Consider the following 21,860-nt stretch of genomic DNA (forward strand, 5'->3'; position numbering starts at 1 on the left):
AGCGAAGCAATCCAGACTGCCGCCGCGAAAGGATTCTGGATTGCTTCGCTCCGCTCGCAATGACGAGCGGAGGCATTTTGCCCATTCCCGGCCATGCTTATATCGGCTTGACCCGAATGTCATGCTAACCTCGCCGCCATGATGAAGATCGACAAAGCCCCGGTGCCCCTGATCGTCCCCAATCCGGACGATCCACGCCTGACCCAGAGCGTGACCGGCACCGACCAGACCGGCGCCAGGGTCGAGATCAAGGTGCCGATGGAGCGGCCGCTGACGCTCTATTTGAACGCCCAGGAGATCGTCACCATGATGACGATCGGCGACTACCCCGAATATCTGGCGCTCGGCTACCTGCTGAACCAGAACATGCTGAAATATAATGACGTGGTCACCGAGGTCGAGTACGACGACGACCTCCAGGTGGTCGTCGTGCGCACCTCACACCACACCAATTTCGAGGCCAAGCTGAAGAAGCGCACGCAGACGTCCGGCTGCGCGCAGGGCACCGCCTTCGGCGACCTCCTGGAGGCGGTCGAGAGCGTCGCGCTGCCCAAGGCGGAGCTGCGCACCTCCTGGCTCTACCAGATGACGCAGACCATCAACACCATGCCCTCGCTTTACCTGGAGGCCGGCGCGATCCACGGCTGCGTGCTGTGCAAGGAGGGCACGCCGCTCTGCTACACCGAGGATGTCGGCCGCCACAACGCCGTCGACAAGATCGCGGGCTGGATGTACCGCCACGGCGTCGACGCTTCCGACAAGATCCTCTACACCACCGGGCGCCTCACCTCGGAGATGGTGATCAAGACCGTGCGCATGGGCATTCCGATCCTGGTGTCGCGCTCCGGCTTCACCGCCTGGGGTGTCGATCTCGCAAGACAGGTCGGCCTGACGCTGGTCGGACGCACCCGCGGCAAGCGCTTCATCGTGCTCGCAGGCGAAGAGCGCATCGTCTACGACCAGAACCTCACTTATGTCGAAGAGGAATCGGCCAAGCACAAGCGCAAGGGTGAAGGCGGTGACGACTGACATGTCCGCGGCGCGTGTTCCGCCGACCCTTGGCGTGCTGCTCGCCGGCGGGCTGGCGCGGCGCATGGGCGGCGGCGACAAGCCGATGCGCACCATCGGTGGCCGCACCATTCTGGAACGCGTGATCGCGCGTCTCTCGCCCCAGTGCAGCGAGCTGATCCTCAACGCCAACGGCGATCCCGCCCGCTTTGCCGCGTTCGGCTTGCAGGTCGTCGCCGACGACGTGCCCGGCTTCCCCGGCCCCCTCGCCGGCATCCTCGCGGCGCTCGACTGGACCGCGGCGAACCGGCCGGAGATCGAATGGGTGCTCAGCGCCGCCGGCGACTGCCCGTTCCTGCCTCGCGACCTCGTGGCGCGCCTGCATGAGGCGCGCGCGCATGAGAACGCACAGCTCGCGGTCGCTGCATCAGATGAGCAGTCGCATCCGGTGATCGGCCTGTGGCGTGTCGCCTTGCGTGAGGAGCTGCGCCACGCCCTCGTGGTCGAAGACCTCCGCAAGATCGACCGCTGGACCGCGCGCTATCCGCTCGCGACAGTGACCTGGCCGACCGAGCCGGTCGATCCGTTCTTCAATGCGAACACGGTCGAGGACATTGCCGAGGCCGAGCGGCTGGCGACGCTGGATGACCATCCTAAGCCGCTGCGTTGAGCTGCCGTGAACCCGACCGAGCTGGGGAACGACCAATGATCGGTACGTTGTCCCCGGGATGAACCATGGCCGACTCTCTCCTTGATGTCGTCTTCGATGTCGTCGATCTTGCGCTCGATGTTTCGGATGTGATCGATCGCACGAAGCAGCTGAGCAAGCCTGACACCGTCGAGGTTCCGCCCGATCCGAAGCCGTTGCCGGCCGCCGCGCAGCGTGCGCTGGCCGAGGCCGAGGAACGGAAGCGCAGGCGCGAGCAATCCGATCAGGCCGCCAGCGCCACCGACCAGGCGTCGCAACCGTAGCCCTCGCTGATATCTACGCAGGCCGGAAACCCGCGCGCTCAAGTGCGGCGCGCGCTGCGCTCGAGCCGAGCGCATCGAGAAAGGCCCGCACGGCCGGCCGATCCTTGCGCGCGGTCACCAGCGCGAAATCGTAATGCTCTTCGGCCAGCGGAATGAAACCGAGGCCGCCGGCGTGGGCGACCGGCGCAATGGTCATGCCCCAGTCGGCGCGGTGCTGCGCCACGGCCGCCGCAACCGCATTGTGCGAACGCGGCTGGTTCCAATAGCCTTCCGGCCGGACGCCGCCGAGCAGCCGGTCGATCAGGATGCGCGTGCCGGCGCCCTGGTTGCGGTTGACCATGATGCAGGTGGGGTCGGCGAGCGCAGCCGCAACAGCCTCCTTTGCGCTCAGGCCTTCGAAACGTTTGTCGCCCTTGCGGAAGACAATGCCCTGCATCCGCCGCCAGCCGGCGACGAGCTCGAGTCCTTCGACGAGATAGGGCGTGTTGTAGGTCTCGCTGCGATCGTCGAACAGATGGATCGGCGCGAGATCGCATTCGCCGCGCTTGGCCGCCGCCAATCCTCCAAGGCTGCCGACCGCGATTGAGCGCACGGTCAGGCTGGCATGCGCGAGCTGTGCGGTGACGAGATCGAGGCCGGTGCAATGGCTGCCGACGATGACGAGATCCGGCACGCGCACATGCGGCGTGAACAGCGTCACCTCGGTTTCGGTGCCGGCCGGCATCTGGTCGGCAAGTGCGTCGATGCGCAGAAAGCCGTCCGCCTGCGCAAAGGACGTGATCGCACCAGACCCCTTGCCGGAGGGATAGGCGATGAGACCCGCCCTGCCCTGGACCAGCGAAACCATGACGAATTCGGTGCGGCCGAGCTCGGAGGCGATGCGCACCGGCACGGTCACGTTCACCTTGGCATCGGAACGCGGCGGCAGTCCGGCCATCCTGCGCAGCACCGGCACGATCATGTCGTGGAAGGTGAACATCGCCGAGGTTGGAAAGCCCGGCAGGATCACGACAGGTTTGCCGTCGCACACCGCAAGGCACAGCGGCTTGCCGGGCTTGAGCGCAACGCCGTGGGCGATGATGCCGGGTGCGCCGAGCCGGCCGATGATGCGATGAGAGAGGTCGCCCGCGCCTTTCGACGTGCCGCCCGACAGCACCAGCATGTCGGCATCCGCAAGCGCGTCGCGCATGGCGGCTTCGAGCTTGGCTTCGTCGTCCGGAATGGCGCCTAGGAAGACAGCCTCACCACCGTTTTCGTCGATCGCGGCCGCGACGATGGCGCCGTTGGTATCGTAGATCTCGGCGGGCCCGAGCACCTGGCCGGGCTGAACCAGCTCGTCCCCGGTGGAGATGACGGCAACCCGCGGTCTGCGCACGACACTCACCTCGGCGACACCGCAAGCCGCCAGCATGCCGATCTCGCGCGAGCCGATGATGGTGCCGGCGCGCAGCAAAGCCTCGCCGCGCGCGATGTCGGATCCGGCATACGAGACGAATAGCCCCGGCGAGACGGCGCGACGGACATCGATCGCATCCTGGCCGGCCGGCTGGGTGTGCTCGACCATGACCACGGCATCGGCGCCGCGCGGCAACGGACCTCCGGTGGCGATCGCCGTTGCGGTTCCGGCCGCCACCTGCAGTATCGGCGCGGTCCCGCAATGAATGGTCTCGCCATTCAGCGCGAGGCGCACCGGCGCGCCCTCGCCGGCCGCCGCAAGGTCGGCGGAGCGCACGGCGAAGCCGTCGACATTGGAGCGGTCGAACGGCGGCACGTCGATCGGCGCCGTGACGTCTTCAGCGAGGGCAGTGCCCAGCGCAGCCACGAGCTTGCGCGTTTCGGTTTGAAGCGCACGCGGGAACAAGGCCGCCTCGAAGCGCGCCAAGGCCTCCTCGCGCGACAGGATCTTGAGGAACTGCTCCTGCTCGAGCGCGCTGCGGTCTGGTGATTTCGGGATCATCGTCATACCAGAACCCATATCACGCCGGCATCAGATCGGCATCGATCGGCGTACCTGCCGCAAATCCCTCGTCGCTCGCGGAAATCAGCAGCCATGCGTCCGCACGGGCGACCGCCTGGAGCGGCCATTCGCCCACGGCAAGCGGTATCCAGGCACGATGTTCCTCGGCCAGCAAAGCGATTTCCGTCAGGCCGACGCTGGAGGCGATTTTTCGCGCAAGCGGCAGCGACACTTTTCGGCGCGGCCGATGCGCCGACAAACGCTCGACGAGCGGCAGCACGAGTGCAAGCCAGACTGCAAGCGCATGATCGGGTGAGCCGGGCAAGGCAATGACGGGAACCCGTCCCAGCCGTCCGACCGCCGCCGTGCGTCCCGGCTGCAGCGCAAGGCCGTGCGCCATCACCTCGCCGCGCCGGGCGAGGGCCGCGATGGCAGCGTCCTGGCGGCCGACACCGCTACCGCCGATGGTCAGCAGAACGTCGCAAGACGACGCATCGAGCGCATCGGCGATCGACGCTTCATCGCGCGCACGCGCTTGACGCGTTTCCACATCCAGTCCCGCTGTGTGCGCGATCCCGGCAATCATCTGCGCCGTGACCGTTCCACTCGGCACATTGACGATGCGCAGCCGCGGCCGCCTGACGGCGAGTTTCTCCACGCCCGCCACGCGCGCGAGCAGCAGGTCCGCCGCACCGATGGGATGGCCCGCAGCCGCCACGGCCATGCGCGCGGCGATGTCGCTGCCGGCGCGCCTGACACCCTGCCCCGGCGCCCCCTCTGCGAGCACCTGGGCAAGCGGCCCCGACATCTCCACGGCGTCGGCATCGAGCACGCAGTCGCATCCCGCCGGCATCGTGTCACCGGCCTCGACCCATGCAGGGGCCGTTGTCAGCGGCACGGGCGAATAAGCGGACGCGCCGACGAGATCGTTGGCCGATAGCGCCCAACCGTCTACGGCCGCAATGTCGCGCGAAGGATGGGCGGCGAGCAGCGGATCGCCAGCCGCGATGCAGCCGATCGCCTCCGCCAGCGGCACCTCCACCGGCGCAACGGGATCAACGCCCCGCAACAGCGCGGCGAGCGCGGTGTCGAGCGGCGTGAGCGAGGGCGGCAGGCGCTGGGTCATGCGCCATGAGGACCATGCATCGTCCGGTTTGGCAACCGCCGGCGATGCCGGCTTCAGCCGCCCGACCTGTCCGAATTGGGGAAAAACAGTTGCTGCGCGTCGACCTTGTAGCCGGCGATCGCCGTCTGCCCCTCGGGCGACGTCAGCCAGTCGACGAAAGTCTGCGCGAGGTCCTTCTTCACGTTCGGGAACTTCGCAGGGTTCACCAGCATCACGCCATATTGGTTGAGCAGCCGCCGGTCGCCTTCGACGACGATGTCGAGATCGCCGCGATCCCTGAAGGCGATCCAGCTGCCGCGATCCGCCAGCTCGTAAGCATTGGCGGCGCGCGCGGCCTCGAGCGCCGCGGCCATGCCGGGCCCGGCCTCGCGATACCAGGCGCCCTTGGCGCCGGCGATATCGATGCCGGCCACGATCCAAAGCGCGAGCTCCGCGGCGTGGGTGCCCGAGCGATCGCCGCGCGTCACGAACGGCGCGCCCTTGGCTTCGATCGCCTTCAGCGCCGTCGCGATGTCCTTGCCCTTCACGCCCGCGGGATCGCTCTTCGGCCCGATCAGCACATAGTCGCTGTACATCACGTCGTAGCGCTTCACGCCAAAGCCGTCGGCAACGAACTTCTCCTCCTGTGGCCGCGCGTGCATCAGCACGACGTCGACCTCGCCCCGCCGCGCACCATCGAGCACCTCGTCGGCGCGCCGCGCGATCACGGTGACGTCAATGCCGGTCCTGTCGCGGAAGATCGGCAGCAGATAGTCGAGCAGCCCGGACTCCTGCGTCGCCGTCGTCGAAGCGAGGACGATTCTGCGCTCCTCCGCGGATGACGCCGCAATGCCTGCGGCAAGGCCGCAGAGGAGCACAAGTGCAACGGACAGGCGGCCCATGATCGGGTTCCCTCAGGTTTGACGCGATCATGATGATGATCGATTGCGCCGCACTCGTGACGCGTTTTTGCGTTGCCAGTCGGGAAATTTCGGCAATTTCGTCGAGACATAGCGCGCGAACGATCGTTTGGGATCGTTCACCAAAGCGAAAATCGCGCGTGCGGATGTGTTGCAAAGCAGCGAGATGATCGGGCATGGTTCCCGCGACAAAAATCTGAAATGCAGAATTTCACCTGCGTCGGACGTCAAAAAGAAGCAAGAATTTGCATAGGAATGCAGGATGGAATTCCTGACCACCAGCGAAGCCGCCGACTACCTTCGGCTCGGCGAACGCAAGCTCTACGAACTCGTCACCACCGGTGCGATCCCCTGCAGCAAGGTGACGGGGAAATGGCTCTTCCCACGGCACGAGCTCGATCTCTGGGTCCTGTCGGGCCTGGCGCGTCCGGCCGGCATGTTGATCGCCGAGCCGCCGCCGGTCGTCGGCGGCAGCCAGGACGAGCTCTTGGATTGGAGCCTGCGCGAGTCCGGCTCCGGGCTCGGATCGATGAGCGAGGGCAGCGCGCGCGGGGTCGAGCGCTTGCAGCGCAACGAGGTGATGGCCGCGGCTGTGCACTTCCACGCCCTGGATGCCTCCGACAATCTCGCCGGCGATGCCAGTATGGAAGCGCTGCGGACCACGCCGGACCTGCATGATGCGGTGCTGGTCGCGTTCGTCCGCCGCGAAGAAGGCCTCGTGCTGCCACACGGCAATCCCCAGCACCTGCACAGCCTGACGGACGTGCTCGCAGCCGGCGCCCGGATGGCGACGCGGCAACAGGGCACGGGCGCGCAGATGCTGCTCGACGTGCTGCTGAAGCGTGCGGGCGCCTCGATGCGGGACCTGCGCCGCATCGAGACGCCGGCTTTGACGGGCCCGGATCTTGCCGAGCTGGTTCGCGCCGGCCAGGCCGATTGCGGCATCGCGACGCGCGCCGCGGCGCGCTCGGCCGGCCTCGATTTCGTGCCGCTGGTCTGGGAGAATTTCGACCTTGCGATGCGGCAGCGCAGCTATTTCCGCCCTGCCATGCAGGCCCTGCTCCGCTTCATGAACGATCGGCGGCTGCGCCAGCGCGCGGAAGAGCTGACCGGTTACGATCCCTCGCCCGCAGGACTGATCCGCTTCGCAGCCTGACATTGACGCCTGCCCCCTATTAGTTGCAAAAGAAACCAATTCAGCCGGGCCATACCCGGAACAAGCAACACCGGCCAACGCGCCGGATCAGGGGAGGAGAAACGTGTATTCAACGAGATTTGGACTGCCCGTCGCGGCCGCACTTGCGGCAGCGCTGCTGCCGGGCGCGGCCAGGGCGCAGGTTTCCGACGACGTCGTCAAGATCGGCGTTCTCACCGACATGAACGGCCCGGCCTCGGCGCCGACCGGCCAGGGCTCGGTGACCGCCGCGCAGATGGCGATCGACGATTTCGGCGGCAAGGTGCTCGGCAAGCCGATCAGCATCGTGATCGGCGACCACCAGCTCAAGGCCGACATCGGCGGCACGATCGCGCGGCGTTGGTACGACGTCGACCAGGTCGATCTGATCGTAGACGTGCCCGTCTCCGCGGTTGGCCTCGCGGTGCAGAACGTCGCCAACGAGAAGAAGCGGCTGTTCATCACCCACTCCACCGGGACCGCGGATTTCCACGGCAAGTTCTGCTCGCCTTACGCCATCCAATGGGTGTTCGACACCCGCGCGCTCGCGGTCGGCACTGCGGACGCCGTGGTCAAGCGCGGCGGCGACAGCTGGTTCTTCATCACCGACGATTATGCCTTCGGCCATTCGCTGGAGCGCGACGCTTCCGCCGTCGTCACCGCCAATGGCGGCAAGGTGCTGGGCTCGGTGCGGCCGCCATTGGCAACGCCCGATCTCTCCTCCTTCGTGCTGCAGGCGCAGGCCTCCAAGGCCAAGATCATCGGCATTGCCGCCGGTCCCCCCAACAACATGAACGAGATCAAGACCGGCGCCGAGTTCGGCGTGTTCAAGGGCGGCCAGCAGATGGCGGCGCTGCTGGCGCTGATCACCGACATCCACGGCCTCGGACTGCAGGCGGCGCAAGGCCTGCTCCTGACCACCTCGTTCTACTGGGACATGGACGACAAGACCCGCGAATGGTCGAAGCGCTATTTCGCCAAGATGAACAAGATGCCGTCGATGTGGCAGGCCGGCGTCTATTCCAGCGTGATGCACTATCTCAACGCCATCAAGGAGACCGGCACCGACGATCCGCTGAAAGTGGCGGCGAAGATGCGCGAGAAGCCGATCGAGGATTTCTTCGCCCGCAACGGCAAGCTGCGCGAGGACAATCTGATGGTGCACGATCTCTGGCTGGTGCAGGTGAAGACGCCGGAGGAGAGCAAATATCCGTGGGACTATTACAAGATCCTCACCACCATCTCCGGCGACAAGGCGTTCGGTCCGCCGGACCCGGCGTGTGCGATGGTGAAGAAATAGGTTTGGCTAATATGAAGCCGCGATGACGGTGCACCCTCTCCCCTTGTGGGAGAGGGTGGATTCGCGAAGCGAAGCCGGGTGAGGGGTATCTATCCTCACGAACAACTTCACGAGCGGAGAGAACCCCTCATCCGGCGCTTCGCGCCACCTTCTCCCACAAGGGGAGAAGGGAGAAAGCGCGTCGTCGAAAGTTCGCTACTTCACCACCCCGATCTCGCGAAAATACGTCATCACGCCAGGATGGATCAGCTCTGCCTTCGGCGCCGCCGCGACCGTGTTTGCGGCGGTGGTCTCGCAGGCCTGCGCGAGCTTCTTGCAGAACGTCGCCTCATTGCCACGCAGCGTCTTGGCGAGGCGATAGGCGATGTCGTCAGGCAGATCTTCGCGCGTGAGAACAAAACTCCAGGAGCCGAGCGAGGCGATCGGCTCGGTCTGCTTCGGGTAACTGCCCGCCGGCACCGTCAGCGGCTTCAGGAACGCATGCTTGGCGCGGATGCGCGCGATCTCGTCAGCACTTGGGGCGATGAAGCGCGCACCTGATGCGCTCGACGCGACCGCGGCAAAGCCGGGCCAGCCGATGCCGGCGCCCCAGAGCGCAGCGACGCGGCCGTCCTCGACCATCGCGGGGCCGTCGCCGGCGCGGTCGAGATAGATCGCCTTGAAGTCCTCGTCCTGCTTCAGCCCGAGACCATCGAGCACATAGCGCGCCAGGATCGGCAGGCCGGAGCCCTTGGCGCCGAACGCGACGGGCTGACCGACGAGATCGCGGATCGTCGTGTAGGGACTGTCGGCGCGCACCACGAACATGCCGGGGTTGGAATAGATCGCCGTGAGAATCTTCAGGCGCACAGGCGCACGGCCGATGCCGGCGAAGGCCTCGTAGGCCGGCTCGCCCGCGACCAGCGCGAGGTCGAGCTCGCCCTTCTCCAGCAGCGGAATGTTCTCGTTGCTGCCCTTGGTGTTGCGCGGCGCGATGGTGAGATGCGGATCGGCCGCATTCATCACCTCCGCGAAGGCGTTGCCATAGAGCGGGAAGCCGCCGCCGGGCGTCGCCGTACCCAAGCTGATCGTCGTGGTCGGAATGGCCGTGCCTCCGGTCTGGGCGGCGGCTGGGCTGGCGAGCAGCGCCGCACCTAGAATGATCATCGCGAATCTCATGGTCGCTCCTGGCGGACCTGCGTCAACACCGACTTGCGGCGATGTAGGCAGCGACCTGATTCTGTGAAAGCATGCCGCGCAAAGACAATAGAACAATGGGAGATGTCATGTTGCGAATTTTGCGGTGCGGTGTTTTCGGGCTCGCAGTCCTCTTGGGTCTTTTCAGCGCCACCCCTCCCGCAGCCGCCGGCTATCCCGACCGTCCCGTGCACTGGCTGATCGGCTTTGCCGCCGGCGGCCCGGTCGACATCGTGGCGCGGATCATGGCGCAATGGCTGTCGGACCGGCTCGGCCAGCAATTCATCGTCGAGAACCGCACCGGCTCCGGCGGCAACATCGCCGCCGCCGCCGCGATCAACTCGCCGCCGGACGGCTACACGCTGCTGTTCGTCGCGCCCAACAACGCGATCTCGACCTCGCTCTACAAAAAGCTGCCGTTCGACTTTTTGCGCGACACCGTGCCGGTGGCCAGCATCATGCAGCTCACCAACATGCTGGTCGTCTCCAACGCGTTTCCGCCGAAGTCGGTTCAGGAGTTCATCGATTATTGCAAGGCCAATCCCGGCAAGATCACCTATGCCTCCTCCGGCAACGGCACCTCGGTGCACATGTCGGCCGAGCTGTTCAAGGCGATGACGAAGTGCGACATGGTGCACGTGCCCTATCGCGGCTCGGCGATCGCCTTCCCCGACATCATCTCCAACAAGGTGCAGCTGATCTTCGACAATCTGCCCTCGGCGATGGAGCAGGTGAAGGGCGGCAACGTCCGGGCGCTCGGCGTGACCTCGCCGCAGCGCTGGCCGAGCGTGCCCGACGTGCCCGCGATCGCCGAGACCGTGCCCGGCTTCGAATCGGTCGGCTTCTACGGCATCTCCGCGCCGAAGGGCACGCCGACCGAGGTGATCGAGATCCTCAACAAGGCGGTCGGCGAAGCGCTGAAGGATCCGAAGCTGGTGGCGCGCCTCACCGAAGTCGGCGGCCTGCCTAAGCCGATGACATCGGCCGAGTTCGGCAAGCTGGTCGCGGACGAGACCGAGAAGTGGCGCAAGGTGGTCGAGTTCGCCGGGGTCTCGGTGGACTAGGCGGCGGCCCCGCCGCCGAGCCCGGCCGCACCACGTTTGAGGGGGCCAACAGGCCCTCTCAAACAAAGTTGCGAAAACAACCCCATGCACAGTAGACGAGGCGAGTGATTTCAATGGGTTACCGCCGCCTCGAAGACACCTTCGAAAAAGCGGTTTGCTCCGTCGGGCAAAACAGGGTTATACAGGCATCATCGCGAATTTCGGGTATTCGAAAACGACCCTTGATGCCGCGCCGGCGTTCCAAGCCACCAGAGCCAGCATTGCACCCCCGCCTCAGGCCCTGTAAACGAACCGCGCACCGTTGCCGGCCGCGCTACCTGCGGCCGCCTCGCGGCGGGGCCTGTAGCTCAATGGTTAGAGCCGGCCGCTCATAACGGTCTGGTTGCAGGTTCGAGTCCTGCCGGGCCCACCAAAGAAATCAGTGACTTAGGACGAGCCGTTTCGCCTCATCGGGATGACCGCACCAGATATCGCACCAGATACGTGCATCTTTCGTTCGCCGGCTGGGTCCCGTTTGGCGATCTTCGCGACTGCGTCAGACAAGTAGTCAGGATGATGGTGACCATAGGTGTTGAGCAACACCTCAAGTGACATTCCAAGATAGCCTGCTGCCTGCCAAGGATCCGCCCCTCTCTGCATGAGCCAAGTCGCTGCGGTATGCCGCAATGTGTGAGGGGAAATGCCTGGTCCAAGCCCCGCGAGTCTTACGGCACTTTTGAATGCCGTCTTGACTGAGTTAACCGGCTTGCCGTTGTATTCAACGAAATGCTTCGCCTCAGGATCGATTCGATGCCAACGCCGCAGGTGAGCAAGCAAGCGCAAGGGAATGGGAACCGTTGGCTGCCGCTTATTGGTCTGCGAGGCCCCCTGCTTCAGACGGTAGTAGCGGCCGCGCTCCAGATCAACATATGAGCGACCAAGGGCGGGCACAGGAGATGCGGCTGCGATGGCGCCGGCGCGGGTGCCGCTGTAGATTCCCAACAAGATGAAACGAGCAAGATGCCGGAGTGGACGTTTGCTCGTCGGCAACTTCGTCTCATCCGACGACCGACGTGAACCCTTCTGCATTTCGCGATAGCGCCAACAGGTCCAGATCAGTTTAGCCGCATCGCTGCGCGTCAACCACTTGTCTCGCGGCTGGCCCTTCTCGGGCAGGGAGACCTTCACGATCTCTCTATGGTATCCCTCGGCTGCATGGTGGCCGATGGCAGCACGGAGATCTTCCAGGTCGCGGCGAGCCCCACCCTTTCTTTGACGTCTTTTGGTGTAGGACCGGCATGCCTCGCCATTGACTTCGCCAAGCATTTTTCCGCCCCACCAATCGTTCAGCCGTTCGATCCGCTTCTTGAACTTTCGGATGTCCGAAATGGAGTCTTCGTTTTCGGCGTCGACGCTGAAGCGACTGCGAAGTTTGTCTAGTTGGGCATCCAAGTAAATCGACAGGACATCCGCAATCGGGATATCGTCTATATGGCGAATTCTTCGCTTTGGTTTGTGCTTTGAGGTGATGTAGTCCCTTAACTTTTCCTCCGCGGCTGCAATTTCACCTGCAGCGCAGCCTGTGCCGACATCCCGACCGTTGTCTCTGATGATCCAGGTTGCTTGATGGGTAATCTTTCCATATTTGTTTCGACGGGCGGCTTTGAGCTGAAGTCGAGCCCCCTTGCTTCTCCGCGGCATAGCTCTCGCATCCGTTCAATGTGCGCCAGCGTCGTGAATTCCTTGCCGGCGATTTTCTCAATGACTAATCGGTTGCGATCGCGCTCACGGCGTAGCCCCGCGACCGTCATCCCTCCCAAAGGAAACGCAATCTTCACGGCATCAGCAAGGCGAAGCGGCGTGTCTGGCAAAATTTCTGGTTGTGTATTACAAGTCATCGACGGTCGGAATTTTGCGATAGGACCTGATGGTCATGGTGGTAAGGTCTCGTTGCGTAAAGGCACCAACCTTCTCCTGGGAAGGATCGGCGGTCATATCGCAAAATCGGGAAGCCACTGAACATGATAGCCCAGACGCATATCCAAATCGTTTGAGCTACCGGTCTCGTGAGGATAGACGGCCTCGCGTAGCACGGCGTGTGGAAAGACCGACGCCCAGCCTCTCTACCGGCGTGTGGTCGTGAACGTGCTGATCTCGAATGCCGACGACCACCCGCGCAACCACGGCCTCCTATAGCTCTGAAAGGCCGGCTGGTCGCTGTCTCCGGCCTATGGCCTCATTTCAGTGCCAAGCGGTGTAAAGGCTCGCGTGTTGACCACAAACATTGATCTGGATGAATGCGCTGCTCGCTCGACCTGCTCGAGGCGGCATCAGAACATTTCGGGCTGACGCTGGCGCAGGCTCGCACGATCATTAGAAAAGTCGCGAAGGTTACCGCCACATAGCGCAGCGTCGCCAAGTCAGCCGGTGCCCTTCGTCCGAGATCAACCGCATGGCAAGCGTTTGAGCATGACGGTCTTGGGCGAGCGCTGGCGCTGGACCAAACGTCTATTCACCGATTTATCCACCAGCGGCAAGCCGTGTCGCCCGTCGGCGCGACTTTGATCAGCTCGATTTGGGTAGCTCGCAGCGATCAAGCCAGTCGTTTTTCTGCGCCGCACAGTCAATGACGCACAATAGCTGCATGGTCGCGGGGAATACGACCAAAGTATAAGCGCGCATAAATCTAAGGTCGATAAAACTGACGAACCGAACTTCTATTGGAGAGATCGCACGATAGCTCCGTCGCGATGGCTCCGCCCGGAAGCTTGGCCCTTTGCAAGCATGCGGCAAGCAGAAGCGATCTTCATACCGGTCCAAACTCCCATGGCCGAGTTTGGCCCGGCTCACTTGTTGCGGCGCCGCTCCCTGTGCATCCCAAGCCCGCTCGTCATCTGAAATGTCGCACCGCAAGTCGGGAGGACGCCTCAATCAATTGGGTGGCAATGCGCTTACGATCACTCGGCAACTGATTTGTACCTGGGCAATCGCGAGCGCGTCCACAACTAACACGCGCGATACTTTTGCCAACGAATTGATTTCCGCTTTGATTGAGCGGCATTGTTTTATGGACTCTAAGATTGCATCTAGCCTAACGCTTGCCGAACGATTCGCGGCAGTAACACGACGAGGCCTAGACCTAACGCCAGTGCTCACCACAGTTACAACCCATGCTGTGGCTGAACATACAAAGGCCGTTGCTCACTGCCACCATGTAGCGCTCGACGGCTCGTGCTTGCCAAGGCTTTCAGATTTTACCGACGAAGTCGCGAACTGGCTCCTCGACTATGTGACCCCTCGCAGGCTTTTGATGGCTGCGAGTTCGTCAAATCAACAAGAAGCTCGACTAAAAAACGAACGCCTCCGCCGGCAAGCGATCGACACCTTCAAGCGTTATGGCATGTCTGGAGAACAAGGAGAGATGCTTCTCTTCGTTTTGGCCGAAAGCCTGCTCAAGTACCGCAGCTCCTCTGCAAAATGGACCTCAAAACGGATAGGGAGATGCATTTTAATGGCCTTGATGGTGTCCATTGCGGACCAGTGAAGTGGCCCCCGGGAGCAGGACCACTGACGCCGCCTTCTTAGTTGGAAGTCTCGCCGCTCCGATTTTCTGATATCAGGCCGCGAGGGCCTCTGTCTGCGTCTGTTGTTGAGGTTGTGGGCATGTGGGCAACGCCTCTTCGGCGTTGTCCACCATGTCCACAGCCTTTGCTGTAGCGCCGGCGCGCCAGACCGCCATCGGGGTGCGATAGCCGTGTGCCTGGTGCGGGCGCTCCTCGTTATAAAAGCCGATCCAGTCGGCGAGGCCCGCGTGCAGCTCTTTGCCGTCGGCATAGAATTTGAGATAGACGTCCTCGTGCTTGAGGCTGCGCCACAGCCGTTCGATGAACACGTTGTCCATCCAGCGGCCGCGACCGTCCATCGAGATCCGAATGCCGGCGGCCTCCAGCACGCCGGTGAAGGCCTCGCTGGTGAACTGGCTGCCCTGATCGGTGTTGAAGATTTGCGGCTTGCCGAACCGCGCCAGCGCCTCCTCCAGGGCGTCGATGCAGAACGACACGTCCATCGTATTGGACAGGCGCCAGCTCAGCACGGCCCGGCTCGCCCAATCGATCACAGCCACCAGATAGAGGAAGCCGCGTCCGATCGGGATGTAGGTGATGTCGGTCGCCCAGACCTGGTTCGGCCGGTCGATGGTCATGCCGCGCAGCAGAGGTGCCCCGGCGCAGGCTTGCTGGTGCGCGGCTTCGGCCCCAGTGCCTCGATCCCCATCTTGCGCATCAGCCGCTGCACGCGCTTGCGGTTGATCGGAACGCCATCCTCCCTCAGCAGCCACGCCATCCGCCGCGAGCCCAGAAACGGCCGCGCGGTGAACAGTTCGTCGATCTGGCGCATCAGCGTCAGATCGTCGTCATTGGCCGGCTGCGGCGTCCGGTAAACGCCCGAGCGCGAGCAGCCGGCACTGGCGGCGGATCGACAGCACGCCATGCGCGGTCGAGCTTCGCCCTGCGGTCCGGGACGCTCATCTTCCGGACCTCTTCGCTAAAAAATCCCGCTCCACGACCAACTGCCCGATCTTGGCATGCAGCTTCCCGATCTCACGGTCGCGACCAACGTCCGCCGCCTCCCCAGCGGGATCAAAAGCTCTGGCCGCCTGATCCAGCAGTTGCTTCTTCCAGGAATAAATCTGGTTGGGATGCACCTCGTAGCGCTGCGCCAGATCGGCCACGCTCACCTGTTCACGCAGCGCCTCCAAGGCGATCTTCGCCTTCAGCGCCGCGTCGATCTTCCGTCTCGTCTTCTTCGTCATCTCCGCTCCGTTTACCAAACGGAACGGCTACATTCCAACTAGGCTTCTGGTCCCAAATCCGGGGGCCACTTCACAGGAAGCGGGCCCGATGAGCTGGCAATCTACTGGTGTGAGTCGAAAGTTCATAAAGATCTAGATCGAGCTCTATCCGAAGCGTTTGATGGTCTGAAACCTTTTCTGTTGTCGGCAGGAGCGGGAGATTCAGATAAGCGCCGAGAGCTCGCACTGCTTGATCATTACATGGACTTGGCAGACTCTGAACTGCAGAAGTTGATCCTCGACTCCATCAATCCTCACTCTGCAGCGTTCAACAGAGTTTCATGGAGGGGGATTTGCCTTGTCGGCTTTGACTACGAATACCCTCAGAAACCTAACCAGGTGCGGCAGGACGAATTCACCGCGAAGGTAAAGGCCGTCTTTCCGCAGTGGTGCCAGATGGCAAAATCAAGGGCCACCAATCGGGGCATTGAAAGCTTTGAGATCCATATTCTCTACGTTCCTTTTGGTTTTTGCGATGATTTCCGGTCCGCGATGAAGAAGTCCTTAGGATTATCAGCATGACCGTCCAAGCGCTGGCAGAAAAGATTTGGGGCGATGCAAATCTGCAAACGGCAATTGAAGCGATAACTTTACGTTCCGTTATTCGTCTTGCGACTCAGCGGCTGGCGTCCGAATTTTCTGAGTTCATGGAATACGCGAAAAGTCGCGCAATTCGGACTCGAAGTCGGTTTTACGAATATCTGCTGTCTTATCTTGTTTTTCGACAGATTGATTACGGTACGCTCGCCTCATCGCCGAGCGTACATGGCCTTTCGCAGGACCAGCTCGATATTTTGTAGACTGAAATCGATGGGATTATAAAAACCCTCGAAGTTTCTTCACGAATCGTGTTGCGCAATCCAGGGATTAGCCCGTGGGGGATGAATGCTGTTCGCCGTCAGGACCTGTGAGACAAATTGTAGGATTTTGCGGAGGGAGGATTTCTGGTTCATCGTAGCCACCAGGAGCGAAGATGAAGCAGAAATCCGGACCGGGCAAAGCGCCGGCAGAACAAGTTATAAAGGACATTAGGCGACAGACCCGCCGGCATTATTCGGCGGAAGAGAAGATCCGCATACTGCTGGAAGGATTGCGCAGCGAGGAGAACATCTCCGAGCTTTGCCGCCGAGAAGGCATTGCCGCCTCGATGTATTACGGCTGGTCCAGGGAGTTTCTCGAGGCCGGCAAGCGCCGCCTGGCCGGCGACACGGCGCGAGCTACGACCTCCGGCGAGGTGAAGGACCTCCGCCAAGAGGCTGCCGCCTTGAAGGAGGCCGTGGCCGATCTGACCCTGGAGAACCGTCTGCTCAAAAAAAGTATGAACGGAGATGGGGAGGACGACGCATGAGATATCCCGCCTCCGAAAAGGCCGAGATCATCCAGCTGGTCGAGCAATCGCATCTTCCGGCCAAACGCACGCTGGACAAGCTCGGTATCCCGCGCGCCACATTCTATCGCTGGTATGATCGCTACCGCGAGGGAGGCGCTGAAGCGCTGGCCGATCATCGGTCTCGACCAGACCGGGTCTGGAACCGCATCCCGGACGATGTGCGGGGCCAGATCATCGACCTGGCGCTGGAGTTACCTGAGCTGTCGGCACGCGAGCTGGCCGTGCGGTTCACCGACGAACGAAAGTACTTTGTCTCCGAGGCGTCGGTCTATCGGCTGCTGAAGGCGCATGACCTCATCACCAGCCCGGCCTATGTGGTGATCAAGGCCGCGAACGAGTTCAAGGACAAGACGACGGCCGTCAACCAGCTCTGGCAGACCGACTTCACCTACCTCAAGATCACCGGATGGGGGTGGTACTATCTCTCGACCGTGCTTGACGACTTCTCGCGCTACATCGTGGCCTGAAGGCTTGGTCCCACCATGTGCGCTTCCGATGTCACAGTCACCCTCGACCAGGCACTCGCCGCCTCCGGTCTTGACAACATCGCCGTCGCGCACCGGCCAAGGCTTCTCAGCGACAATGGCTCGAGTTACGTGTCGGACGATCTGGCCAAGTGGCTCGACCAGAAGGGCATGCAGCATGTGCGCGGCGCTCCGTACCATCCTCAGACCCAGGGAAGATCGAGCGCTGGCACCAGACCTTGAAGAACCGCATTCTGCTCGACAACTACTACCTGCCCGGCGACCTCGAACGGCAGATACGGGCCTTCGTCGAACACTACAATCACGTCCGCTATCACGAGAGCATCGACAACCTCACTCCTGCCGATGTCTACTTCGGCAGGGCTGAGGCGATCCTCGCCGTGCGAAAACGCATCAAGCGCAACACCATCGCAAACCGCCGCTTGCAGCATCAATTGCAAGCAGCTTAAACTCCAACCCCTGATGAGCCAGAGCCTCTCTTCGCGAAAAGCCTGATCAGTCTCAAATTATCTGACGACGGACAATTCCCCGAAAAGAAGCGAGGGCCGGAGGGGCCCTCATAGGAGGAAGCAGCAATCCAAAAAGCTCGATGGCATTTTCCTAAGACATGGTGGGCATGACGAATTCGGCACCGGCTCGTATTCCGGTTGGCCAGCGGCTGGTGACTATCTTCATTCGAGTATTGAAGCGGACGCGTTCAGGGCCGTGCATGTGGTGGTCGCCGAAGATCGATGCTTTCCATCCACCGAAGGAGTGAAAGGCCATCGGCACCGGAATTGGAACGTTAATGCCGACCATCCCCACCTTGATCTGATGGGCGAATTCACGCGCGGCATCGCCATCACGCGTGAAGATGGCGGTACCATTGCCAAATTCGTGTTCATTGATCATGCGCGCGGCTGTCGCGTAGTCCGGCGCTCGAACGACTGACAGCACCGGTCCGAAGATCTCTTTCTTGTAGATCTTCATGTTCGGCTTGACATGGTCGAACAGGCTTCCGCCCACGAAGAAACCATTTTCGTAGCCCTGCATCCTGAACTTGCGTCCGTCGACCAGCAGTACAGGTGCTGCTTCGGGACGAGAGGCCCCATCTCCGCTTCGGGGTCGGTACCCGGCCCGACCTTCAGGCCTCGGACCTTGGGTTCGAGCGCAGAGATCAGCTTATCCGCCGTCCCCTCGCCGACCGGCACGGCAACCGAGATCGCCATGCAGCGTTCGCCGGCGGAGCCGTAGGCGGCCCCCATCAACGCATCGACCGCCTGATCCATGTCGGCATCGGGCATCACAATCATGTGGTTCTTGGCGCCGCCCACCGCCTGGCAGCGCTTCCCGGTGTTCGCGGCCGTCGAATAGATGTACTGCGCGATCGGCGTGGAGCCCACGAAGCTGATCGCCGAAATATCCGGGTGATGCAGCAGTGCATCGACAGCTTCCTTGTCGCCTTGCACCACGCTGAACACACCGTCCGGCAGACCCGCTTCCTTCAACCACTCCGCCATGATGAGCGACGGCGATGGGTCGCGCTCAGATGGCTTCAGAATGAACGCATTTCCGCAGGCGAGGGCGACCGGGAACATCCACATCGGAACCATGACAGGGAAATTGAAGGGTGTGATTCCGGCGACGACACCGAGCGGCTGGCGCGTAGAATAGCTGTTCCACGCTTTACCCTGCCCTTTTTTAGCTTGTATGATCCTACCTCCGGTTGCATACCCTTTCGCCCGATATTGTTTCAATAGTCATTGTTTGAGGCAGTAATGAGTAATCGACGTCAGGTTTACAACTATTCGGCTATTCTGCGTCAACGGGTCGAGGGGCTTATCGCACTATTTGGGGAACTGCAGGCGCTCCGGCGACGCCTGCGACCCGCTAACGCGAGAAGGATTTGTCGGCGTACAGAACGCCGCGCGGAGAAGAAGAGTTGTTCGGCGGTAACAGCTCCCGTTCAATGCAACGATCGCCCGTCCCCGCTTCGAATTTGATACGAAGCCGGGTCACGTCCCTTCACGAGCAGCTGCCGTCTGCAGCCATTAGCCGGAATACCGAAGCATTGTAGCAACAGTTTCCCCGCACTTTGACACCAGTGCGCGATTCTTAATTTGCGCCGTGTGGGCTACTCAGACCTGCTCTCTGTACGAAGAAGACAGAATGGGGCGGGGGAATGATTGTACGCGCGGCGGCCATTGTTGCGTTGCTGCTGATGCCGCTGGGGTCGAAGCCTTCACTTCGCGTCACCACAGGCCCACAACTCGCATATCTTGCAGCGAGGTCAGATACTACATCGCGAAATATTCGGCACCGGTGGCCGAGATGTACGCTCATAATCGCGGCGCTACCGACGCACAGTTCGAACGGGCGCAACGTTGCGGGCCTCAAACGAAACTACGGAAACCGACCGACCACGCCCTTATACCTGAAGCCGTACATCGGCTCCCCAATGACATGATGTCTGCCGCTCACTCCGAAGCTCGACCAAACGCCGAAAGGGCTCTGTTCTGCAAGCCGCTGCGGATGGGACTTACGTTAACCCAAGATCTCACGTCAGAAGCAAATGACTTTATCGCACCGCCAGATTTGACCCCCATGGCTGCCTAGGTCTGAGCGAATGGTCATCCCCGGCGGGGCGCGATACCGGGATTCTTCCATGTCCGGTTATTTGCGATTGTGCTTCGTCAGCCTCGTTCTTTTTGAGACTTTTTCAACGGCTTCTGAATCCGCCAATCCTCTTGCGGAATCTCAATCCTCTTGCGGGACTGACCTGCCACTGCATTTTCATCCAGCGGCAGTTAGAGTCTCGGGGTTTTGTACGCCAAGTGGCGCTGATGGAGCAACGGACGATCGGCGGAGCTGGTCGGGGTTGCGCAGCCGATCGTCCGTTGCGGTGAGGTGGGCGGCGTAGGCCGCGGGGGTCAGGTATTTCAGCGACGAGTGGGGACGCTGGAGATTGTTGATCCGCTGGTCGATCCAGGAGATCCGTCGCATCGCCCTTAAGCTAGCCCAGCGACGTATCCCGCACGCTCACATCCTCGCGTGGTCGTCCTGGCGCAGGGCTCATCAGGCCAACGCGCGCAAAGCCATCTCAAGAAAAAAAGGCAACTGTAATGCTAGGTCACTCATCGTCGTCCCCATCGCGATCTGGCTTGAAGCTGTTGCCCGTTGAGGACTTGAATGATGCGAAAACGTTCGTCGGCGCGAATCGCGTCGATGTCTAGGGTGATCGTTTCAGGCTCGGGCGCGACGGCGCGCGGTCGCAAGCCTTAGGCCAGCCCAGCGAAGACCGGGTCGGGTTGTCTAGTCATGTGGCAGTCTCGTGTGGCGGGTCTGGGTTAAGGCCGGTCTGCGCGGCGCCGCTTGGTCAGTCGACCCGGGCGCCGCGTACCGAAAGGACCAGCGCCCCGCAAACGCTGCCCCTATAGTATGGATTTCAGATGCGCCAAATTGGCTGGTTTCCGATATTGGCTGCGATATCAGACGGTTATTGACAGACCTCAGCCCTTCGGCTCGGGGCCGCCTGCCGGGTGTTCGCCCTGCGGAACACCTAGTTCGCAGTCCGTTCGCCAAAATGTCCCGTTGGAGAACAACGTGTTGGCCCCTTCGGCTCAGGGGTCCTACAGCCCTTCAGCCCGAAGAGGCCCACCAGCCCCGGTAACTTACCCTGCGGCCTTTTCGCCGTACCCTGCCGGGCCTCAGGGACACCCACGCAGGAGCGAGGCATGTACTTTCAACTCTACCGCGACGAGCGTAATGAGTGGCGTTGGACGCTGCACGCCGGAAATCAGCGCAAGATCGCTGAGTCCGGCGAGGGTTATCACCACAAGGCCGACTGCTTCGCGGCAATCGAACTTGTAAAAAGCACCGACCGCGACACGCCTATCCGCGAGTAATCCCACCTCTCTCATTTCGGTTTGACTGTTGGGCTTTCAGTCGATCAGACCTGCTAGCCCCTTACCCCCGCCCACTGCCATCGCCCCGTTCTAAAGAACGGGGGCGCAGAGATGGCAATCAAGATGGGAAAATTTCTGGCTCTTTCTAGCACTTTCTGGCACTCGCCGAATTCAGTAATGTAATCAGCACTTAAGGTGCCAAAACGAACTTAAGGTGCCAAAACGAGGTGCCAGACAGCCGCCAGAATGAGGTGCCAGAACGGGTGCCAGACCGATTTGCATTGGCACCTCTTTTGGCACCTATTCTGGCACTTGTTCCACTTGGCGGTTCGGCCTTCGCCGCTGATTTTCAACCTTTGCTGCCAGCCGCCAGTCCTGACCGCCTGAGAGCCTTTCAGCCCGCGTTGGGCTCAACGGCTGGAAGTCGTTCAGGCGATCAGCGAGGCGCCCGTCCTGCCTTCTCGCAGCGCTGGAAGCCAACGCAAAAGGGGCGGCCGGACCGTTGGTCCGACCACCCTGAATTCGCCCCGGAGATCTGGGCGCCCGAAGTCGTGGAGACCTCGGGTAAGACAGCAATCAGGCTGCCAACTTATAGAA

Annotated in this window: 14 protein-coding genes, 1 tRNA gene and 6 pseudogenes; 13 read left to right on the forward strand and 8 right to left on the reverse strand. The window is 62.1% G+C overall.

What is annotated here, in order from left to right; translation table 11 throughout:
- Positions 1 to 138: 138 nt before the first annotated feature.
- The 3 genes from fdhD (at position 139) to DCG74_RS35695 (ending at position 1,980) form a co-directional block, all read left to right on the forward strand.
- A complete protein-coding gene (gene fdhD / locus DCG74_RS35685) occupies positions 139 to 1,029 on the forward strand; it encodes a formate dehydrogenase accessory sulfurtransferase FdhD (RefSeq protein ID WP_172785700.1) in 891 nt (296 codons plus the stop codon).
- 1 nt (position 1,030) lies between these two features.
- A complete protein-coding gene (gene mobA / locus DCG74_RS35690; RefSeq protein ID WP_172785942.1) occupies positions 1,031 to 1,678 on the forward strand; it encodes a molybdenum cofactor guanylyltransferase MobA in 648 nt (215 codons plus the stop codon).
- Between the two features lie 65 nt (positions 1,679 to 1,743).
- On the forward strand, positions 1,744 to 1,980 hold the full coding sequence (locus tag DCG74_RS35695) for a hypothetical protein (protein ID WP_172785699.1): 237 nt from the start codon (positions 1,744 to 1,746) through the stop codon (positions 1,978 to 1,980).
- 13 nt (positions 1,981 to 1,993) lie between these two features.
- On the opposite strand, the gene DCG74_RS35700 is transcribed toward DCG74_RS35695, so the two are convergent.
- Genes DCG74_RS35700 through DCG74_RS35710 form a run of 3 tightly spaced genes read right to left on the reverse strand, consistent with a single transcriptional unit; the run spans position 1,994 to position 5,944 of the window.
- The gene (locus tag DCG74_RS35700) at positions 1,994 to 3,943 is read right to left on the reverse strand and encodes a molybdopterin biosynthesis protein (RefSeq protein WP_172785698.1); all 1,950 of its coding nucleotides are present in this window, start codon (positions 3,941 to 3,943) and stop codon (positions 1,994 to 1,996) included.
- A gap of 13 nt (positions 3,944 to 3,956) precedes the next feature.
- Positions 3,957 to 5,063 carry a molybdopterin-binding protein gene (locus DCG74_RS35705; protein WP_172785697.1) on the reverse strand — a complete coding sequence of 369 codons (1,107 nt, stop codon included), beginning with the start codon at positions 5,061 to 5,063 and terminating at the stop codon, positions 3,957 to 3,959.
- Positions 5,064 to 5,116: 53 nt separating this feature from the next.
- Entirely contained in the window at positions 5,117 to 5,944 is an 828-nt protein-coding gene (locus DCG74_RS35710; protein WP_172785696.1) for a substrate-binding domain-containing protein, read from the reverse strand.
- Positions 5,945 to 6,224: 280 nt separating this feature from the next.
- Here DCG74_RS35710 and DCG74_RS35715 point away from each other — a divergent pair, with 280 nt between their 5' ends.
- Entirely contained in the window at positions 6,225 to 7,118 is an 894-nt protein-coding gene (locus tag DCG74_RS35715; RefSeq protein ID WP_172785695.1) for a helix-turn-helix transcriptional regulator, read from the forward strand.
- Between the two features lie 103 nt (positions 7,119 to 7,221).
- Positions 7,222 to 8,436: an ABC transporter substrate-binding protein gene (locus tag DCG74_RS35720; RefSeq protein WP_172785694.1), complete on the forward strand. Its 1,215-nt coding sequence runs from the start codon at positions 7,222 to 7,224 to the stop codon at positions 8,434 to 8,436.
- Between the two features lie 195 nt (positions 8,437 to 8,631).
- Here DCG74_RS35720 and DCG74_RS35725 read toward each other — a convergent pair whose 3' ends face one another.
- Positions 8,632 to 9,594 carry a TAXI family TRAP transporter solute-binding subunit gene (locus DCG74_RS35725; RefSeq protein WP_172785693.1) on the reverse strand — a complete coding sequence of 321 codons (963 nt, stop codon included), beginning with the start codon at positions 9,592 to 9,594 and terminating at the stop codon, positions 8,632 to 8,634.
- A 107-nt stretch (positions 9,595 to 9,701) separates the two neighbouring features.
- On the opposite strand from DCG74_RS35725, the gene DCG74_RS35730 reads away from it, so the two are divergent.
- Positions 9,702 to 10,676, forward strand: coding sequence for a tripartite tricarboxylate transporter substrate binding protein (locus DCG74_RS35730; RefSeq protein WP_172785692.1), 975 nt, complete (start codon positions 9,702 to 9,704; stop codon positions 10,674 to 10,676).
- Positions 10,677 to 11,012: 336 nt separating this feature from the next.
- A tRNA-Ile gene (locus DCG74_RS35735) sits at positions 11,013 to 11,088 on the forward strand.
- A gap of 14 nt (positions 11,089 to 11,102) precedes the next feature.
- Here the strand turns inward: DCG74_RS35735 and DCG74_RS35740 are convergent.
- Positions 11,103 to 12,356 carry a site-specific integrase gene (locus tag DCG74_RS35740; RefSeq protein WP_172785691.1) on the reverse strand — a complete coding sequence of 418 codons (1,254 nt, stop codon included), beginning with the start codon at positions 12,354 to 12,356 and terminating at the stop codon, positions 11,103 to 11,105.
- Positions 12,357 to 12,794: 438 nt separating this feature from the next.
- Between DCG74_RS35740 and DCG74_RS35745 the strand changes: the two genes are divergently transcribed.
- A complete protein-coding gene (locus tag DCG74_RS35745) occupies positions 12,795 to 12,851 on the forward strand; it encodes a HipA domain-containing protein (RefSeq protein WP_257187597.1) in 57 nt (18 codons plus the stop codon).
- A gap of 1,114 nt (positions 12,852 to 13,965) precedes the next feature.
- Positions 13,966 to 14,240, forward strand: a pseudogene (locus DCG74_RS39105) (Hachiman antiphage defense system protein HamA).
- 154 nt (positions 14,241 to 14,394) lie between these two features.
- Here the strand turns inward: DCG74_RS39105 and DCG74_RS35755 are convergent.
- Positions 14,395 to 15,465, reverse strand: a pseudogene (locus tag DCG74_RS35755) (IS3 family transposase); the annotation flags it as partial.
- A 90-nt stretch (positions 15,466 to 15,555) separates the two neighbouring features.
- On the opposite strand from DCG74_RS35755, the pseudogene DCG74_RS35760 reads away from it, so the two are divergent.
- The 3 genes and pseudogenes from DCG74_RS35760 to DCG74_RS35770 form a co-directional block, all read left to right on the forward strand.
- A pseudogene (locus tag DCG74_RS35760) lies at positions 15,556 to 16,026 on the forward strand (Hachiman antiphage defense system protein HamA); the annotation flags it as partial.
- Positions 16,023 to 16,304 carry a hypothetical protein gene (locus DCG74_RS35765; RefSeq protein ID WP_172785689.1) on the forward strand — a complete coding sequence of 94 codons (282 nt, stop codon included), beginning with the start codon at positions 16,023 to 16,025 and terminating at the stop codon, positions 16,302 to 16,304. The pseudogene DCG74_RS35760 and the gene DCG74_RS35765, both read left to right, overlap by 4 nt.
- Before the next feature lie 173 nt (positions 16,305 to 16,477).
- Positions 16,478 to 17,828 (forward strand): annotated as a pseudogene (locus DCG74_RS35770) (IS3 family transposase).
- A 151-nt stretch (positions 17,829 to 17,979) separates the two neighbouring features.
- Here DCG74_RS35770 and mmsA read toward each other — a convergent pair.
- Both mmsA and DCG74_RS35785 read right to left on the reverse strand, forming a co-directional pair.
- Positions 17,980 to 19,034 (reverse strand): annotated as a pseudogene (mmsA, locus tag DCG74_RS35775) (CoA-acylating methylmalonate-semialdehyde dehydrogenase); the annotation flags it as partial.
- Positions 19,035 to 20,151: 1,117 nt separating this feature from the next.
- Positions 20,152 to 20,325, reverse strand: a pseudogene (locus DCG74_RS35785) (IS3 family transposase); the annotation flags it as partial.
- Between the two features lie 767 nt (positions 20,326 to 21,092).
- On the opposite strand from DCG74_RS35785, the gene DCG74_RS35790 reads away from it, so the two are divergent.
- Positions 21,093 to 21,263: a DUF1508 domain-containing protein gene (locus tag DCG74_RS35790; RefSeq protein ID WP_172789186.1), complete on the forward strand. Its 171-nt coding sequence runs from the start codon at positions 21,093 to 21,095 to the stop codon at positions 21,261 to 21,263.
- Positions 21,264 to 21,860 lie beyond the last annotated feature (597 nt).

This window comes from Bradyrhizobium sp. WBAH42 (genome assembly GCF_024585265.1).
GTDB lineage: Bacteria > Pseudomonadota > Alphaproteobacteria > Rhizobiales > Xanthobacteraceae > Bradyrhizobium.

Bases quoted from the DNA above. Each gene is read 5' to 3' on its own strand.
- fdhD (WP_172785700.1), top strand. From the start codon at position 139: ATGATGAAGATCGACAAAGCCCCGGTGCCCCTGATCGTCCCCAATCCG.
- mobA (WP_172785942.1), top strand. From the start codon at position 1,031: ATGTCCGCGGCGCGTGTTCCGCCGACCCTTGGCGTGCTGCTCGCCGGC.
- DCG74_RS35695 (WP_172785699.1), top strand. From the start codon at position 1,744: ATGGCCGACTCTCTCCTTGATGTCGTCTTCGATGTCGTCGATCTTGCG.
- DCG74_RS35700 (WP_172785698.1), bottom strand. From the start codon at position 3,943: ATGACGATGATCCCGAAATCACCAGACCGCAGCGCGCTCGAGCAGGAG.
- DCG74_RS35705 (WP_172785697.1), bottom strand. From the start codon at position 5,063: ATGACCCAGCGCCTGCCGCCCTCGCTCACGCCGCTCGACACCGCGCTC.
- DCG74_RS35710 (WP_172785696.1), bottom strand. From the start codon at position 5,944: ATGGGCCGCCTGTCCGTTGCACTTGTGCTCCTCTGCGGCCTTGCCGCA.
- DCG74_RS35715 (WP_172785695.1), top strand. From the start codon at position 6,225: ATGGAATTCCTGACCACCAGCGAAGCCGCCGACTACCTTCGGCTCGGC.
- DCG74_RS35725 (WP_172785693.1), bottom strand. From the start codon at position 9,594: ATGAGATTCGCGATGATCATTCTAGGTGCGGCGCTGCTCGCCAGCCCA.
- DCG74_RS35730 (WP_172785692.1), top strand. From the start codon at position 9,702: ATGTTGCGAATTTTGCGGTGCGGTGTTTTCGGGCTCGCAGTCCTCTTG.
- DCG74_RS35740 (WP_172785691.1), bottom strand. From the start codon at position 12,356: ATGCCGCGGAGAAGCAAGGGGGCTCGACTTCAGCTCAAAGCCGCCCGT.
- DCG74_RS35765 (WP_172785689.1), top strand. From the start codon at position 16,023: ATGACCGTCCAAGCGCTGGCAGAAAAGATTTGGGGCGATGCAAATCTG.
- DCG74_RS35790 (WP_172789186.1), top strand. From the start codon at position 21,093: ATGTACTTTCAACTCTACCGCGACGAGCGTAATGAGTGGCGTTGGACG.